Raw genomic sequence first — 15,997 nt, forward strand, 5'->3', positions numbered from 1 at the left:
AATGTATCAGGGAGTTGTCAGATGTTCGATTGGAAAGAGCTTCTGGATTTCTGGTTCGGTGAATTAGATGAAAACGGTATTCCTGATCGCGATCATCGCAACCGTTGGTTTCGCAGTGACCGTGCCTTCGATCAGGAAATCCGGCGCAGGTTCCTGTCTCTGGTGCTGTTTGCCTCAGAGCAGGGTTTGGACCACTGGCGTAAAGCCGCCGGAGGCTCGCTTGCTGAGATTATTTTGCTGGATCAGTTCACCCGCAATATTTTTCGCGGGGGCGCCATGGCCTTCGATAACGATCGTCTGGCCCGGCAATTGTGTCGCGGCGCGATGCAGCGAGGACAGGATCTCGAGTTGCCGCCGGTACAGCGTGCTTTCCTCTATATGCCGTTACAACATTCCGAAAAGCTGGCGGATCAGGAACTTTCGGTGGAATGCTATCAGCAATTGTCTGCCACCACCGATGGCGTTCTGGGAGACTTTCTGGGCAGTTTTCTTCAGTCGGCTCGCGATCATCGGGATATTATTGCCCGTTTTGGCCGATTTCCTCATCGCAACAAAGCCCTGAAGCGCACGTCGTCGCAGGATGAACAGGCTTATCTTGAGGGCGGGCCGCGCTTTGGCCAGTAGAGCTCGCCAGTTTGATGATCGGTTCAACGAATTGACTGTCGATAACGGGCACACTCCCTTACAGCGATAACAAGAAAAGCAGCGGAGTAAGAACAGGATGTCATCTACCAACCCGGCGGTGAGCGATAACCCGGGCGCCAATAAACCTATCTCCAACAATAACAGGGCCCCAGGGCGGGGTGGCAGAACCACTCGTGCGAAAAGTGAAATCCGGCGTCATGCCATTCTCAAAGCAACCATCCGGGTAGCGGCGAAGGACGGTATCAAAGGTATCAAACATCGTTCCGTCGCCAGGGAAGCAGGCGTACCCCTGGCAGCAACCACCTATTATTTCCGAGACATCAACGAGTTGATCAGCGACGCCTTCATGCTGTACGCGAAGGAAGCCGGTGCGGAACTGAAAGCCTTCCACGACACCCTGAATCTGGTGCTCGATGGTGTGCCTGCGGAACAATTGCGCCGCGGCGCTGAGTTCCGTCCGGAGCTGTGTCAGCGCCTGACCGACTTTGCCCGGGCCTGGATGCAGGAGCAGTTTACACGCCGGAGGGAGCAGGTGCTGGCAGAGCAGGTGTTTTTGATGGAGGCCCTCAGAGATGACCGTCTGGCCAGGGTGGCTCGTCGGTATCGGCAGTCCTGGATTGATGGTCTCGAGCAGCTCCTGGTACGACTGGATTCGCCGTGCCCTCGTCAGGACGGTACCCTGATCGTCAATGTAGTGCTGGGTATGAGCTACGATCTGCTGCTGGAAGTGCCCGGCACCGAGGCTGAGGTATTGAGTGCATCCGTGGCCAGAATTGTGCAGTTGGCCCTAGGGGTGGAACCCGAAGACCTGCGAGCACCATGATTATCAGCGGTTGTTAAATTTTTTCACGAAAGTGTTGACGGCCCCCGAGTTATCAGTAGAATACGCAGCCGTTGTCAGGCAACGCCCGGCAGCAATCAGCGGGAATAGCTCAGTTGGTAGAGCACAACCTTGCCAAGGTTGGGGTCGCGAGTTCGAATCTCGTTTCCCGCTCCAGAATTCGGAAACCCGGCCTAAGGCCGGGTTTCTTCGTTTATAGCCTCGCAAAATCACTCACTACCTCTGTCTCGTCAGTTATACTCGGCAGCCATTTCCTGAATAATCCGGCAACTGAGGAAGGCGAAGCCATGAAGGTGAAAACCCTCTATATCTACCCGGTCAAATCGTTGGCTGGAATCGAAGTGTCCCGTTTCAGCTTGGATGATTTCGGCCCGCAAGGTGATCGCCGCTGGATGATTGTTGATGGGGATAACCGCTTCGTCACTCAGCGTCGGTTGCCTCAGCTCGCCAATGTTTACACTGCTCTGCAGGAGGGTGTGGTGGTTATTGATGTGCCTGGCGAGGGGCTTTTCCCGCTTACGGCCGGCACAGACGCCGTGGAAGTAACGGTTTGGAGAGATCAGGTGGTTGCCACTGCCGGAGCTGATCGTGCTGCCGAGGCCTTGAGCCGCTATTGCGGAGAAACGCTCAGGCTGGTTTATATGCCTGATAGCTGTTTCCGGCGGGTGGATCCTGGTCGTGTCAGTGCTGAACGCCGAGTGGGTTTTGCCGATGGCTTCCCGTTGCTGGTGGTTAACCAGTCGTCTCTGGATGAGCTCAATTCCCGTCTCGAATCCCCGGTCGATATGCGTCGCTTCAGGCCGAACATTGTGGTTGAGGGGGCGGGGGCCTGGGCGGAAGACACCTGGCGGAGCGTCAGCGTTGGTGAAAGCCGGCTGGATCTTGTCAAACCCTGCTCCCGTTGTGTGATGACCACGGTCAACCCGGATACTGGCGAGAAAGATTCCGCCACTCAGCCCCTCAAGACTCTGGCCAGCTATCGAAAGACCCGGGACGGCGTTATTTTTGGGCAAAATGCCGTGCACCAGAAGCCCGGCGAGATATCTGTGGGCGATGAGGTAACCGTTTTGAATCAGGAGAATTGATACAGTGCCACTGTTAACGCTAGACAGGATTTCGCTCGCCTATGGCATGCATCCATTGCTGGATGAGGCCAGCCTGACCATCGAGCCCGGTGAACGGGTGTGTCTGTTGGGGCGAAACGGTGAGGGGAAATCCACGCTGCTGAAGATCGTCAGCGGGGAAGTGACGCCGGACGGCGGTGTGGTGCGCATGGAAGATGGCTCAGTGCTGTCGGTGTTGCCTCAGAGTTTGCCATCGGACGACACTCGTACGGCCTATGATGTGGTGGCTTCCGCATTTCCGGAAACCGGTGACCTGTTGGCGGAATTCCACCGGCTGTCTCAAAGGGCGGACGAATCCAGTCTTGAGCGTTTGATGAAGGTTCAGGAACGGCTGGAATCTCTGGATGGCTGGCGGCTTGACCAGAAGGTAACCACGATTCTGGGGCAGTATGGAGTGGATCCGGATCGGGTACTGAATACGCTTTCCGGGGGGTGGCAGCGGCGAGTGCTTCTGGCCAGGGCGTTGGTGGCAGACCCGGATATTCTGTTGCTGGATGAGCCAACCAACCATCTGGATGTGCCCGCCATTGCCTGGCTGGAAGAGGCGTTATCGCAGTTCCGGGGGGCCATGTTGTTTGTCAGTCATGACCGTGCCTTTATCCGGCGAATGGCCACTCGCGTCGTGGAGCTGGACCGGGGGCAGCTGGTGAGTTTTGCGGCCAGTTATGACAGATATCTGGAGCTTAAGGAAAAAGCGCTGGAGGAAGAGGAGCGCCAGAACGCGCTTTTCGACAAGCGCCTGAAACAGGAAGAGGCCTGGATCCGCCAGGGTATCAAGGCTCGCCGCACCCGGAATATGGGGCGGGTGAGAGCGCTCAAAGCGATGCGGGAAGAGCACAGGCAACGCCGGGTGAGGGGTGGCACCGCCAGTTTTGCCGTAGAGCTGGCGGATATTTCGGGCAAGCTGGTTGCGGAAGCGAGCAATGCCGGATTCTCTTATGTCGATGGCGAGCCAGTGGTTCGCAATATGGATCTCACCATTCTCCGGGGCGACAAGATCGGACTGGTTGGTGAGAACGGCACGGGCAAGACGACCCTCGTGCGCCTGTTGTTAGGTGAGCTGACACCCACTGAGGGAAGTATTCGGCTGGGAACGAATCTTCAGGTCGCCTACTTTGACCAGCTTCGGGGAGAGCTGGATCTCCAGAGAAATGCGTTGGATAACCTGGCTGAGGGCCGGGAATTCATCGATATCAATGGTCAGAGCAAGCATGTTTTGGGTTATTTGCAGGAATTTCTGTTTACCCCGGAACGGGCACGCTCTCCTGTGCGTGTGTTCTCCGGTGGTGAGCGGGCGAGACTGTTGCTGGCCAAATTGTTCAGTAAACCGGCCAATATTCTGGTGCTGGACGAACCGACCAACGATCTTGATGTCGAAACCCTGGAATTGCTGGAAGAGCAGCTTTCGGAGTTCAAAGGTACGGTGATTGTTATCAGTCATGACCGGGAATTTCTCGATAACGTGGTGACTGACACCATTTTTCTTGATGGTTCCGGGGCGGTGGCGGAATACGTGGGTGGATACACAGATTGGCGCCGGCAAGGCGGTCGTTTTCCCTCCGAAACTTCCGGTAGCCGGCTGGACAAGCAGGACAAGCGTGATAAACCCGACAGTTCCGAAAAAAAGCCGAAGCAGGATGGCGGTACTGTGGGGCAGTCGGCAAAATCAAAGCCCGTCAAACTGAGCTACAAGCTTAAACTTGAGCTGGAACAATTGCCCGGCAAAATCGAACAACTGGAGCAGCAGGTAGCTGAGCTTCAGGATAAAATTTCTGCACCGGATTTTTATTCAGGCCCACCGGAAGATGTATCGGCCACTCTGGAACAGCTGGCGGAAACGGAGTCTCGCCTGGAGTCGGTGATTGAACGGTGGATGGAGCTGGAAGAACAGGCGAACCAATGAACATAAATTACAATTTCAAATTTCAGGATGGCCGTGATATCGAGTTCAAGGTAACTGGGGAGTCCTCCTCGCCGCCGCAGGGTCAGTCACTGCCGGCCTGGGTTCGTCTCGAACACTGTCAGTGTTCGAACTGCCCGCTGAAGCCTGGCGAGACCCCGTATTGCCCGGCGGCAACCGAGATTCTGCCGGTCGTAGAGGCGTTTCAGGCGGAAGACGCGTATCAGAAAGTGGATGTAACCGTGACGGATGAGCGCCGCTCCTATTTCAAGCAGACGACGCTGGAAGAAGCGTTGCGTTCTCTGCTGGGGCTCAAGATGGCTACCAGTGGCTGCCCTGTGCTTTCGGAGCTCAAGCCGATGGCGCTCCACCACCTGCCGTTTGCCAACAGTGACGAATTTGTGATGCGCAGTGTGGGGTATTATCTGCTTCAACAGCTTTTCGCAAAGCGGAATCAGCAGGAAGCGGACTGGGAACTGAAAGGTCTGGTGGAGCGTAATCAGCGATTACAGCTGGTGAATCAGGCGCTCTGGCAGCGGATACATGCTGTTTGCAAGGGCGACAGTAATCTGAAGGCACTGCTCAACTTTTTCTCAATGGCCTCGAGTGTCAGCGTTTCTCTGGAAAGCCAGCTCAGGAAGCTTCAGGCCAGGATGAAGGGGGAGGGCTAGGGCCGTCCCCCTTCCATCACGAGTCTCAATGAATACGAATGGCCAGTACATCGCACTCCGTGCCGTGAAGAACGCCGTTGGCAGTTGAGCCAAGCAGTAACTGGAAGCCTTTACGGCCATGGCTTCCCACGATCACCAGGTCAACGTTGTGCTCCTTGGCCAGCCGGTGGATTTCCGATTCTGGCCGGCCGACGGTTACCACCTGGTTGGCCGCCGCAATACCATATTCATCCCCATACTTGCCCAGCTGTTCACGAGCGGCTTTGTCCAACTGATCCTGCAGTTCAGACAGATCCATAGGAATATCGCCACCATAGGCGTAGCCAACCGGCTCAACAACGTGAACCAGCAGCAACTCGGCTCCCTGGGCATCGCACATCGCCTTGGCTTTGTTCAGAACCTGTGGTGCCTCTTCAGTCAGATCAATGGCAACCAGCATTTTCTTATAGGTGGACATAACTTAGCGCTCCTTCGTACTTGGGGAATATGTTCAGAATAGTACCGAGAGTATACCGGGGAAAGTGTTTTGTCATGCTGACCGGTATCAACCGGGGGAGGGATTTGGCTGGGGTGAGCTGGCCGCTCACCCCGGAAGAGCGTCAGGCGCTGGCGCGTAGCAGGTCAATAGCGTTGGTCAGGCCTTCAATGATGCCTTTCGAGTAGCGATCAATCACAAAGCCCACGTTGTTCTCGTTGTAGTTGATGTACGAGCTGCGGATGAATTGCCATTTGGAAGCGACATCGTCCAGGGCAGTCTTGAGTTCGCCGTTTGTTGAGCCGGCCCTGAGTGAGGAAAGGAGTTGATCGAATGTCTTGGCCTGCTCGTCGAGCGGAACTTCGCTGGAAGCTCCCTGGAAGGTCTGGGCGACGGACGAGTGCGTTCTGGCGGCATAACGGGCCATCATCTGGGCCATGACTACAGCGGCTGAACGAGCCGACTCAATACGGGTATCCGCCTTAATTCCGCTGCTTTCCTGTGCTACCGAATAGAGCTCGGTAGCCAGGTTATTCATACTCAGGGCCTGGTTTGCCAGGTCGGCCATCAGGCGAAGATCCGGATAGCCCCGGTCGCGTACCTCATTGATGTTGCCGCGCATCAGATTCTTGAACTGGTCGAAGGCCTGGTTCAGTTCCTCAATCTGCTGTTCAGAAAGAACCCCGCTGGTACTGGCCACCACGGAATTCATGGCATCGTTGGAGTTGTTAATTCCGACAACGATCCGGTTCAGCGTTTCGGTATCGCCGGTCGCACTGAAGTTGTAAAAGGCATCGAGGGCAAGGTAATTGTTGACCCGGAAATCGTGGAGGTCAGACAGAAACTCTGCTCCGGTTTCCTGGGCTTTGGCGCTCAAAGCCGTCAGGGCGAGAAGAATGAACGCGGCAATCAACGACTGGATCCGCAGGCGGGCGTCTTTCATCGGATGAGTCTCCGTAATGCAGTTTTATTATTGTGGACTAAAGTCGTAACCCGAAGTTAAAGTAAGTCTGCCGGCTAATCAAGTAGTTTCCGGTGCTTACAGAGTCAGCTCCCTTTTTTCTACAGGTTTCATTCAGAAACAAATTGACAAACGCGTCTTTTTTTTTCATCGTGTGCCCTCACGATTCAAACGACTGTATGAATTTTTGGATCGGAAGATCGGGCAGTGACCGAAATCTCGCTGCACAAACAGCCGGCATGGTGACCAACGCCCGCCGGTTGTCAGCAGTTCCAAACACAGACTGGAGATCAGTTGATGATTTACGAAGGTAAAGCCATCACGGTTAAAGAGATCGAAGGCGGGATCGCTCAGTTGGACTTCGACTTGCAAGGCGAGTCAGTCAACAAGTTCAACCGTCTCACCATCGAAGAGCTGGGCGCCGCAGCTGAAGCACTCAAATCCCAGAAGAACCTGAAAGGCCTGGTAGTAACCAGCTCCAAGGACAGCTTCATTGTCGGTGCTGATATCACCGAGTTTACCGAGCTGTTTGCCGGTTCCGAGGAAGACCTCGTGGCCAACAACCTCAAGGCCAACGAAGTATTCAACGCCATTGAAGATCTGCCGTTCCCGACGGTTACCGCTATCAACGGTATCGCTCTGGGTGGTGGTTTCGAAATGTGCCTGGCGACCGACTATCGTGTCATGGCTCCCAAGGCCAAGGTAGGTCTGCCGGAAGTGAAGCTGGGTATTTTCCCGGGCTTTGGCGGTACTGTTCGCCTGTCCCGCCTGGTTGGTGTGGACAATGCGGTTGAGTGGATTGCTGGTGGTACTGAAAACCGCGCTGATGCCGCTCTGAAAACCGGTGCTGTTGACGCTGTTGTAGGCGCTGACAAGCTGGTCGACGCAGCCGTTGCCATCATCAACCAGTGCAACGAAGGCAAGCTGGACAACCTGGCTCGCCGTGAAGAAAAGAAAGGCAAGATCAAGCTCAATGCCATGGAAAGCATGATGGCATTCGAGATTTCCAAGGCGTTCGTGGCCGGCAAGGCTGGCAAGAACTACCCGGCGCCGGTGGAAGCGATCAAGACCATGCAGAAGCATGCCGGCATGACCCGCGACAAGGCGATTGAGGTTGAGGCCAAAGGCTTTGCCAAGATGGCCAAGACCAATGTTGCCGCGTGTCTGGTTGGTCTGTTCCTGAACGACCAGGCCCTGAAGAAGAAAGCCAGTGCCTGGGAAAAAGAAGCTTCTGATGTGAATCTGGCCGCTGTACTGGGTGCCGGAATCATGGGTGGCGGTGTTGCGTTCCAGTCTGCACTGAAAGGTACACCGATCATCATGAAGGACATCAATCAGGACGGCATCAAGCTTGGCCTGAATGAAGCCAAGAAGCTGCTGTCCAAGCGTGTTGCCAAGGGCAAGATGGACGCCGGCCAGATGGGTGACGTTCTGAACGCGATCACTCCGACCCTCAACTACGGCGACTTCAAGAACGTCGACCTGGTGGTTGAAGCCGTTGTTGAGAATCCGAAGGTGAAAGATGCTGTTCTGCGTGAAACTGAAGATGCGGTTCGCGAAGACACCATTCTTACCTCCAACACCTCCACTATCTCTATCAACCTTCTGGCCAAAAACCTGAAGCGTCCGGAGAACTTCTGTGGCATGCACTTCTTCAACCCGGTGCACATGATGCCGCTGGTTGAGGTTATCCGTGGCGAGAAGACCAGTGACCGCGCTATCGCGACTACGGTTGCCTACGCCAAAGCGATGGGCAAGACCCCGATCGTCGTAAACGACTGCCCGGGCTTCTTGGTTAACCGTGTTCTGTTCCCGTACTTCGGTGGTTTTGCCGCGCTGGTACGTGACGGTGCCGATTTCCAGAAGATCGACAAGGTGATGGAAAAGTTCGGCTGGCCCATGGGCCCGGCTTACCTGCTGGACGTTGTCGGCATGGATACCGCCAAGCACGCCAACGAAGTTATGGCTGACGGTTTCCCCGAGCGCATGAAGGCCGACTTCAAGTCTGCCATTGACGTGATGTTCGAGAACAACCGTTACGGCCAGAAGAACGACAAGGGCTTCTACAAATACGAAGAAGACAAGAAGGGCAAGCCGAAGAAGGTTGTCGACGAAGAAACCTACAAGCTGATCGAGCCTGTGGTTGACGGCAGCAAAGACTTCGATGAAGAAGAAATCATCGCCCGCATGATGATTCCTCTGTGCCTGGAAACCGTTCGCTGCCTGGAAGACAACATTGTTGAAGACCCGGCCGATGCAGACATGGGCCTGATCTACGGTATCGGCTTCCCTCCGTTCCGTGGTGGTGCATTGCGCTACATCGACGACATGGGCGTCGACAAGTTCGTCGAACTGGCAGACAAGTACGCAGATCTTGGCCCGCTGTACGCGCCGACCGAGAAGCTGCGTGAAATGGCCAAGACTGGCAAGAAGTTCTTTGGCTAACCCTAACGAGATTTCCGAACGGAGAAAGATCTATGAGCCTTAATCCGAGAGACGTTGTCGTCGTCGATTGCGTGCGGACTCCGATGGGTCGTGCCAAAAACGGCTGTTTCCGCAACGTACGTGCCGAGACTTTGTCGGCTGCGCTGATTGAAGCACTGTTTGAGCGCAACCCGAAGCTCGACCCGAAAGAAGTAGAAGATGTGATCTGGGGCTGTGTAAACCAGACCAAGGAGCAGGGCTTTAACGTGGCGCGGCAGATTTCCCTGCTGACCCGTATCCCCCACGAGTCTGCTGCCCAGACCGTAAACCGTCTGTGTGGTTCCGCCATGAGCGCTATCCACACCGCGGCGCAGGCTATCCAGACTGGTAACGGTGATGTGTTCTTGGTCGGTGGTGTTGAGCACATGGGCCACGTACCCATGACCGAAGGTTTCGACCACAACCCGGCTGCTTCCAAGTACTCCGCCAAGGCGTCCAACATGATGGGCCTGACCGCGGAAATGCTGGCCAAGATGCACGGTATCACCCGTGAGCAGCAGGACGAGTTCGGCGCCCGTTCCCATCGCCTGGCCCACGAGGCCACCCAGGAAGGCCGCTTCAAGAACGAAATCGTTCCGATTGAAGGTCACGACGAAAACGGCTTTGTGAAGCTGATCGAAGAAGACGAGACCATTCGTCCGGAAACTACAGCTGAGTCCCTTGGCCAGCTGCGCCCGGCGTTCGATCCGAAAAATGGTACGGTGACTGCCGGTACCTCTTCCCAGTTGACCGATGGTGCGTCTGCCATGGTGCTGATGTCCGCCGAGCGGGCAGAAGCTCTGGGTCTGACCCCGATTGCCAAGATCCGCAGCATGGCCGTGGCTGGTTGCGATCCCGCGATCATGGGTTACGGCCCGGTACCGGCCACCAAGAAGGCCCTGAAGCGTGCAGGCCTGAAAGTTGAAGATATCGACTTCTGGGAACTGAACGAGGCCTTTGCTGGCCAGTCCCTGCCGGTTCTGAAAGACCTGAAACTGCTGGGCGTCATGGAAGAGAAGGTGAACCTGAACGGCGGCGCGATTGCTCTTGGCCATCCGCTGGGCTGCTCCGGTGCCCGTATCTCCACCACACTGCTGAATATCATGCAGGCCAAAGGCGGTAAGCTTGGTGTATCCACCATGTGTATCGGTCTTGGTCAGGGCATTGCCACTGTGTGGGAGCGTATCTGATCAGGAGTATCTGATTAGTGAGCTCAGTCAGGAGGCCCGGCATATGCCGGGCCTTCCTGTTTCCGGACGCGCAAAATGCGACGGAACCCGGAAAAAAGGCTGATTGAAATCAAAGAATGGGTTGTCTTGCCAATCTTGACCCTGTAAAACAGTGAGCCTATACAGAATGGCAGCCTTTGTGTTTTCCAGTTGCCTGATTTTTATGCGAGTTTACGGTTCTGTTCAGATATTGACCGATTGATCGCCAAGGATACAGATCTCCGATATGGGTAAAAGTCTCGTTATTGTCGAGTCGCCAGCGAAAGCGAAGACCATCAACAAGTACCTGGGCTCGGATTTTATCGTGAAGTCCAGTGTTGGCCACATCCGTGACCTGCCCGTAAGTGGCAGCGGCAGCCAGTCAGACCCGAAAGAACGGGCGAAACAGGCGGCGGCCACGCGCAAGATGAGCCCGGACGAGAAAGCCGAGCACAAGAAGCGTAAGGCACGGGAGCAATTGGTAGCCCGCATGGGTGTTGATCCCGACCATGACTGGAGCGCCCGTTACGAGATTCTGCCCGGCAAGGAAAAGGTGGTCAGCGAGCTCAAGCGTTTGGCCAAGTCTGCCGACCACATCTATCTGGCAACGGATTTGGATAGAGAGGGGGAGGCGATTGCCTGGCACCTTCAGGAGACCATTGGCGGCGAGCCGGACAAATACCGTCGTGTGGTGTTCAACGAGATTACCAAACGGGCGATTCAGGAAGCTTTCAAGGATCCGGGCAACCTGGATAACAACCGGGTGAACGCTCAGCAAGCCCGCCGGTTCCTGGACCGCGTTGTGGGTTATATGGTCTCGCCGCTGTTGTGGGCAAAGATTGCCCGCGGTCTGTCTGCGGGCCGTGTGCAATCCGTCGCCGTACGACTGATAGTGGAACGGGAGCGGGAGATCCGTAAGTTTGTGCCGGAAGAGTTCTGGCAATTGCATGCAGACCTGGCTGCCGAGGGCGCCAAAGACCCGGTCCGGTTCGAAGTAACCCGTTATATCGACAAGCCCTACCGCCCTGTCAACGAAGCTCAGAGCAAGGAGCACGTTGAGCGGCTCAAGGCTGGCGGCTTCAAGGTGGCCAAGCGCGAAGACAAGCCGACCCGATCCCGTCCGTCTGCCCCCTTTATTACCTCCACGCTGCAGCAGGCGGCCAGTAACCGCATGGGTTTCAGCGTCAAGAAAACCATGATGCTGGCCCAGCGATTGTACGAGGCCGGTTTCATTACCTACATGCGTACGGATTCCACCAATCTGAGCCAGGATGCCGTATCCAGCTGTCGTGACTTCGTCCAGAAGCAGTTTGGCGAACGTTATCTGCCTGAGAAGCCGCGGGTCTATGGCAGCAAGGAGGGCGCCCAGGAAGCTCACGAAGCGATTCGCCCGACCGATGTTGCTCGCAGGCCAACGGATATTACCGGCCTGGAAAAGGACGCAGAGAAGCTCTACGACCTGATCTGGCGCCAGTTTATTGCCTGTCAGATGGCAGACGCCGAATTCCTGAGTACCTCTATTGTGGTGGCCAACGGCGACTACGAGCTGCGCACCCGGGGGCGAATCGTCAAGTTTGACGGCTTCCTGAAGGCTGCGCCGCAATCCACCAAGAAAGATGAAGACGTGGCTTTGCCGGATATCAAGGTGGATCAGCCCCTGGATCTCAAGAAACTGGATCCGACCCAGCATTTTACCAAGCCGGCGCCCCGGTACACCGAAGCCAGCCTGGTCAAAGAGCTCGAAAAGCAGGGGATCGGCCGGCCGTCCACCTATGCCTCCATCATTTCTACTATTCAGGATCGGGGCTACGTAAAGCTTCAGAATCGCCGCTTCTACGCGGAGAAGATGGGGGAGATCGTTACCGAACGACTGGCGGAGTCCTTCCCGAATCTGATGGATTACGATTTCACTGCGCGGCTCGAAGATGAATTGGACGAGATCGCCGAGGGCGAGGTTCAGTGGAAAAAAGTACTGAATGACTTCTACGCTAAATTCCGTAATCAGCTGGAAAGCGCTGAAAAGACGGATGGCGGTATGCGCGCCAATACACCCACGGAAACCGATATACCGTGCCCGAGCTGTGGCCGGAATATGCAGATCCGGGTGGCCAGTACCGGGGTGTTCCTGGGCTGCTCCGGCTATTCGCTGCCACCCAAGGAGCGCTGCAAGACCACCATTAACCTTGTGTCTGGTGACGAAGTGGTGAGCGCTGACGACGACGTGGAAGGGGAAGGCGAAACCCGACTGCTCCGGAAAAAACGCCGCTGTCCGAAATGCGGAACGGCCATGGATAGCTACCTGATCGACGAGAAGCGCAAGCTGCACGTGTGTGGTAACAATCCGGACTGCTCAGGGTACGAGGTTGAAGAGGGTACGTTCCGTATCAAAGGTTATGATGGGCCGACGCTGGAGTGTGACAAGTGTGGCTCCGAGATGCAGCTCAAGACCGGCCGATTCGGCAAGTACTTCGGTTGTACTAACAGCGAATGCAAGAACACCCGTAAGTTGCTGAAAAATGGTGAGCCGGCACCCCCCAAAATGGACCCGGTGCCGATGCCAGAGCTCAAGTGCGATAAGGTGGACGATACCTACGTACTTCGTGATGGGGCGTCCGGCCTGTTTTTGGCAGCCAGCAAGTTCCCGAAAAATCGGGAAACCCGGCCGCCACTGGTGATGGAGATCAAGCCGCACCGCAAGGAAATCGACCCGAAATACGATTATCTGATGGATGCCCCGGAAAAGGATCCGGAAGGCAACCCGACGGTAATTCGTTATAGCCGAAAATCCAAAGAGCAGTACGTCATGTCGGAGAAAGACGGCAAGGCGACGGGGTGGTCAGCGTGGTATGAAAATGGACGCTGGGTGCCGCGAGACAAGAAAAAGTAGGCCAGATGGGGGCGCACCCCCGCCTTTGAGAAGGCGAGGGTGCGTTATTCTCGTATACGCCGCGTTAACGGAATTTGCGTAGTCGCTGTATGAGAGACGATGTGTCCCAGCGCCGCCCGCCCATGGATTGCACGTCTGCGTAGAACTGGTCTACCAGTGCGGTAACCGGCAGCGACGCATTCACTTTTCTCGCCTCCTCCAGGCAGATCCCCAGATCCTTTCGCATCCAGTCAACCGCAAACCCGTGATTGAACTCACCGTCAATCATGGTTCCCGAACGGTTTTCCATCTGCCAGGACTGGGCTGCACCTTTGGAAATCACATCCACCACTTTGCGTACATCCAGCTCTGCCTGTTCGGCAAAGTGCAGCGCCTCTGAAAGCCCCTGAACCAAACCGGCAATGGCAATCTGGTTAACCATCTTGGTTTTCTGTCCGCTGCCCGCCGGGCCCATCAGGTTGAGCGCGCGAGCGTAGTGCGCCATGACCGGCCTGGCTTTTTCGAACGCCTGCTCGGCGCCGCCACACATGATGGTGAGTGCGCCATTCTGGGCGCCTTGCTGACCACCCGAAACCGGCGCATCGATAAAAGCCTGTTTGCGGGCGCCAGCGGACTCGGCCAGGCGTTCGGCAATCCCCGCAGATGCCGTCGTGTGGTCAATCAGGATGGCGCCCTCTGGAGCGTTTGCGATGATTCCCTCGTCGCCTTCAAATACTTCGATCAGATCTTTGTCAGCGCCAACACAGGTTATGACAAAATCTGCGTCTCTGACAGCGAGCGCGATCGAATCACAGGCGGCGCCTGAATGTTCTGACGCCCATTGTGTTGCCTTCTCGCCAGACCGGTTCCAGACACGGACAGAAAGTCCTGCGTTTGCCAAATGCCCCGCCATGGGATAACCCATTACGCCCAGGCCAATAAACGCTACCGTTGTTGTCATTGATTTACTCCAGTCGGTGAGTGTCAGTGTGCTTTGATTATGAAATCGAGCCGAAAGGATTGAAACCCTTTTCGACCGTTCGCGGGGTATCCATTGGTCTGGGCTCACAGAATGCTCAATGCAGGCATGACGCTAATCACAGACCGGTAAACTATCTGCCTATTTCAGGCGCATACGATAGCAGGCGCTTCCAGGCCTTCTTATACTTAGCAGGCTAGCCGCATGGATGCTTACAGGCCGTGAGAAACCAGTTTTTGGGTCTCCCGGTGCTTCTTATCCTTGTTGTTCAGCGAATGGGGGAGGCCGTGATGCCGCCTGTAGTTTATTCGTGAGGGAAGTAAATGAATCTGGTATACAAACATGAAAAACCGTTGCTGCTGGTGACGGCGGTGCTTGCTGTGGCCATCTGGCTGGCTCTGATACTGGGGACGCTCGGTATTGTATTGCTGTATCTGTTGGTGGGGTACGTGTTCTTTCTCTTTGCCCATTCGGCTTTCATCTCACACCTGAAGGGGTCTGGGGTGCGAATCAGTCGCGAGCAATATCCGGATCTCTATGACCGGCTTATTCGTTGTTGCGAAAAGGTTGGGGTAAAGGAGGTGCCGGAAGCCTACCTCCTGCGGACGGACTTTTTCAATGCACTTGCGACCAAGTTTCTTGGACGGCATTTTGTTGTGCTGTTCACTGATGTTGTTGATGCGTTGGAAGAGCGCCCGGACGCTATTGATTTCTACATCGGTCATGAGTTGGGTCATATTCACCGGCGCCATCTTTCCTGGGGGCCGCGGTGCTGGCACCCGCTGCCTGGCTGCCTGTAATCGGGCCGGCGTTGCGGCGTGCCGAAGAATACACGTGTGATCGCTACGGTGTAGCCTGCTGTCAGTCACCGGAGGACATCAAGGCAGCGCTGGCAGCAATCGCTGCTGGCGATACCCGCTGGCAAACCATCAACGTGGACGCATTTGTAGGGCAAGTGGCTGTGACCAACGGCTTCTGGATGTCCTTCAACGAAATAACGGGAGACTACCCCTGGCTCACCAAGCGAATGGCAGCGGCCATTGCCCTGTCGGAAGGGCGTGAAGTATCTCACCCGGGGCGGAGCAAGTTAGCCTGGTTCTTCGCTCTGTTCGTCCCGAGGCTCGGGGTTGGGGGAGGGGCTGCGTCCTTGCTCGTGATGGTGGCCATTGTCGGCATACTTGCCGCTGTTGCGATTCCTCAGTATCAGGAATACGTAGAGAGAAGTCGCTATCAGGATGCCTACCTGGAAGGCTTGGGGGTTACGGATTCTGTCGATGCCTATGTCAGTGAACACCAGGCCTGGCCCGGCTCGATGGCGGAGCTTGGTTATGGCGGTACCTTCGGGGGCTCTGGTGAAGACTATACTATCGATGTCTATGACGGTGGTGTGATCGGCATTGAGATGGGGGTTGATGAAACCGGAGAGTCGGAATACATCGTTCTGGAACCGGAGGTCACCGATAACGGGTTATTCTGGAGTTGCTATGGTCAGAACGCTGTTGAAAAACTACTGCCGGCGGACTGTCGTTAGCATGGTGAAAGACTGACCGGGAAATGAAAAAAAGCCGCTGAAGTCGAGGCTGTGTAAAAACACGATTTACATAGCTTCTGAGCAGGCCCACAAAATGCCTCGGACATCGTCCGGGGCATTTTTGTTTTCAATCAGCCTATATTTCCAGGCAATAAAGAGGCCTAAGTGCCTCAAGCCAGCCTTGCCAGCATACCCTTCACGCCCAGCACGTTGATCGCCCGCATCAGGTTGTAACTCAGCACCCCCAGACTGTATTCACTACTGGCAGAACTCAGACCCCAGCAGGTAAATCTCCCTTTATTCAGCATTCTCTTGAGTGTAGCGAAGGTCGGC

General features: G+C 55.7%; 13 protein-coding genes and 1 tRNA gene. 11 read left to right on the top strand and 3 right to left on the bottom strand.

The window, feature by feature from the left end:
- Positions 1-21 precede the first annotated feature (21 nt).
- The 6 genes from JIF53_RS03270 to JIF53_RS03295 all read left to right on the top strand — a co-directional run bounded on the left by JIF53_RS03270 (position 22) and on the right by JIF53_RS03295 (position 5,181).
- Entirely contained in the window at positions 22-624 is a 603-nt protein-coding gene (locus JIF53_RS03270) for a DUF924 family protein (protein ID WP_199451819.1), read from the top strand.
- A 97-nt stretch (positions 625-721) separates the two neighbouring features.
- Positions 722-1,468 (top strand): TetR/AcrR family transcriptional regulator, encoded by a 747-nt coding sequence (locus tag JIF53_RS03275; protein ID WP_121206358.1) that lies wholly within the window; start codon positions 722-724, stop codon positions 1,466-1,468.
- A gap of 98 nt (positions 1,469-1,566) precedes the next feature.
- Positions 1,567-1,642, top strand: a tRNA-Gly gene (locus tag JIF53_RS03280).
- A gap of 131 nt (positions 1,643-1,773) precedes the next feature.
- Positions 1,774-2,571 (top strand): MOSC domain-containing protein, encoded by a 798-nt coding sequence (locus tag JIF53_RS03285; RefSeq protein WP_022992477.1) that lies wholly within the window; start codon positions 1,774-1,776, stop codon positions 2,569-2,571.
- Positions 2,572-2,575: 4 nt separating this feature from the next.
- On the top strand, positions 2,576-4,513 hold the full coding sequence (locus JIF53_RS03290; protein ID WP_199451820.1) for an ATP-binding cassette domain-containing protein: 1,938 nt from the start codon (positions 2,576-2,578) through the stop codon (positions 4,511-4,513).
- Positions 4,510-5,181, top strand: coding sequence for a DUF6901 family protein (locus JIF53_RS03295; RefSeq protein WP_022992475.1), 672 nt, complete (start codon positions 4,510-4,512; stop codon positions 5,179-5,181). Before JIF53_RS03290 ends, JIF53_RS03295 begins: the two co-directional genes overlap by 4 nt.
- Positions 5,182-5,206: 25 nt before the next feature.
- Here JIF53_RS03295 and JIF53_RS03300 read toward each other — a convergent pair whose 3' ends face one another.
- Positions 5,207-5,638 (bottom strand): universal stress protein, encoded by a 432-nt coding sequence (locus JIF53_RS03300; protein WP_011784651.1) that lies wholly within the window; start codon positions 5,636-5,638, stop codon positions 5,207-5,209.
- 142 nt (positions 5,639-5,780) lie between these two features.
- Positions 5,781-6,599 carry a hypothetical protein gene (locus JIF53_RS03305; protein WP_199451821.1) on the bottom strand — a complete coding sequence of 273 codons (819 nt, stop codon included), beginning with the start codon at positions 6,597-6,599 and terminating at the stop codon, positions 5,781-5,783.
- 315 nt (positions 6,600-6,914) lie between these two features.
- On the opposite strand from JIF53_RS03305, the gene fadB reads away from it, so the two are divergent.
- The 3 genes from fadB (at position 6,915) to topA (ending at position 13,175) form a co-directional block, all read left to right on the top strand.
- Positions 6,915-9,062, top strand: coding sequence for a fatty acid oxidation complex subunit alpha FadB (fadB, locus tag JIF53_RS03310; RefSeq protein WP_199451822.1), 2,148 nt, complete (start codon positions 6,915-6,917; stop codon positions 9,060-9,062).
- Between the two features lie 32 nt (positions 9,063-9,094).
- Complete coding sequence (gene fadA, locus JIF53_RS03315) at positions 9,095-10,270, top strand: acetyl-CoA C-acyltransferase FadA (RefSeq protein ID WP_011784654.1); 1,176 nt, start codon at positions 9,095-9,097, stop codon at positions 10,268-10,270.
- 265 nt (positions 10,271-10,535) lie between these two features.
- On the top strand, positions 10,536-13,175 hold the full coding sequence (gene topA, locus JIF53_RS03320) for a type I DNA topoisomerase (RefSeq protein ID WP_199451823.1): 2,640 nt from the start codon (positions 10,536-10,538) through the stop codon (positions 13,173-13,175).
- A gap of 64 nt (positions 13,176-13,239) precedes the next feature.
- Here topA and JIF53_RS03325 read toward each other — a convergent pair whose 3' ends face one another.
- Positions 13,240-14,115 carry an NAD(P)-dependent oxidoreductase gene (locus JIF53_RS03325; protein WP_199451824.1) on the bottom strand — a complete coding sequence of 292 codons (876 nt, stop codon included), beginning with the start codon at positions 14,113-14,115 and terminating at the stop codon, positions 13,240-13,242.
- Positions 14,116-14,456: 341 nt separating this feature from the next.
- On the opposite strand from JIF53_RS03325, the gene JIF53_RS03330 reads away from it, so the two are divergent.
- Both JIF53_RS03330 and JIF53_RS03335 read left to right on the top strand, forming a co-directional pair.
- On the top strand, positions 14,457-14,933 hold the full coding sequence (locus tag JIF53_RS03330) for a M48 family metallopeptidase (protein ID WP_049756858.1): 477 nt from the start codon (positions 14,457-14,459) through the stop codon (positions 14,931-14,933).
- Positions 14,903-15,664, top strand: coding sequence for a pilin (locus tag JIF53_RS03335; protein WP_049756860.1), 762 nt, complete (start codon positions 14,903-14,905; stop codon positions 15,662-15,664). Before JIF53_RS03330 ends, JIF53_RS03335 begins: the two co-directional genes overlap by 31 nt.
- The last annotated feature ends 333 nt before the right edge of the window (positions 15,665-15,997 follow it).

It is taken from the genome of Marinobacter sp. bablab_jr008 (assembly GCF_016464145.1).
GTDB lineage: Bacteria > Pseudomonadota > Gammaproteobacteria > Pseudomonadales > Oleiphilaceae > Marinobacter > Marinobacter nauticus.

What these genes read in the sequence shown, in the direction of transcription:
- JIF53_RS03305 (WP_199451821.1), bottom strand. Translation starts at nt 6,599, where the DNA reads ATGAAAGACGCCCGCCTGCGGATCCAGTCGTTGATTGCCGCGTTCATT.
- JIF53_RS03295 (WP_022992475.1), top strand. Translation starts at nt 4,510, where the DNA reads ATGAACATAAATTACAATTTCAAATTTCAGGATGGCCGTGATATCGAG.
- JIF53_RS03285 (WP_022992477.1), top strand. Translation starts at nt 1,774, where the DNA reads ATGAAGGTGAAAACCCTCTATATCTACCCGGTCAAATCGTTGGCTGGA.
- JIF53_RS03300 (WP_011784651.1), bottom strand. Translation starts at nt 5,638, where the DNA reads ATGTCCACCTATAAGAAAATGCTGGTTGCCATTGATCTGACTGAAGAG.
- JIF53_RS03330 (WP_049756858.1), top strand. Translation starts at nt 14,457, where the DNA reads ATGAATCTGGTATACAAACATGAAAAACCGTTGCTGCTGGTGACGGCG.
- fadB (WP_199451822.1), top strand. Translation starts at nt 6,915, where the DNA reads ATGATTTACGAAGGTAAAGCCATCACGGTTAAAGAGATCGAAGGCGGG.
- JIF53_RS03325 (WP_199451824.1), bottom strand. Translation starts at nt 14,115, where the DNA reads ATGACAACAACGGTAGCGTTTATTGGCCTGGGCGTAATGGGTTATCCC.
- JIF53_RS03270 (WP_199451819.1), top strand. Translation starts at nt 22, where the DNA reads ATGTTCGATTGGAAAGAGCTTCTGGATTTCTGGTTCGGTGAATTAGAT.
- JIF53_RS03275 (WP_121206358.1), top strand. Translation starts at nt 722, where the DNA reads ATGTCATCTACCAACCCGGCGGTGAGCGATAACCCGGGCGCCAATAAA.
- fadA (WP_011784654.1), top strand. Translation starts at nt 9,095, where the DNA reads ATGAGCCTTAATCCGAGAGACGTTGTCGTCGTCGATTGCGTGCGGACT.
- topA (WP_199451823.1), top strand. Translation starts at nt 10,536, where the DNA reads ATGGGTAAAAGTCTCGTTATTGTCGAGTCGCCAGCGAAAGCGAAGACC.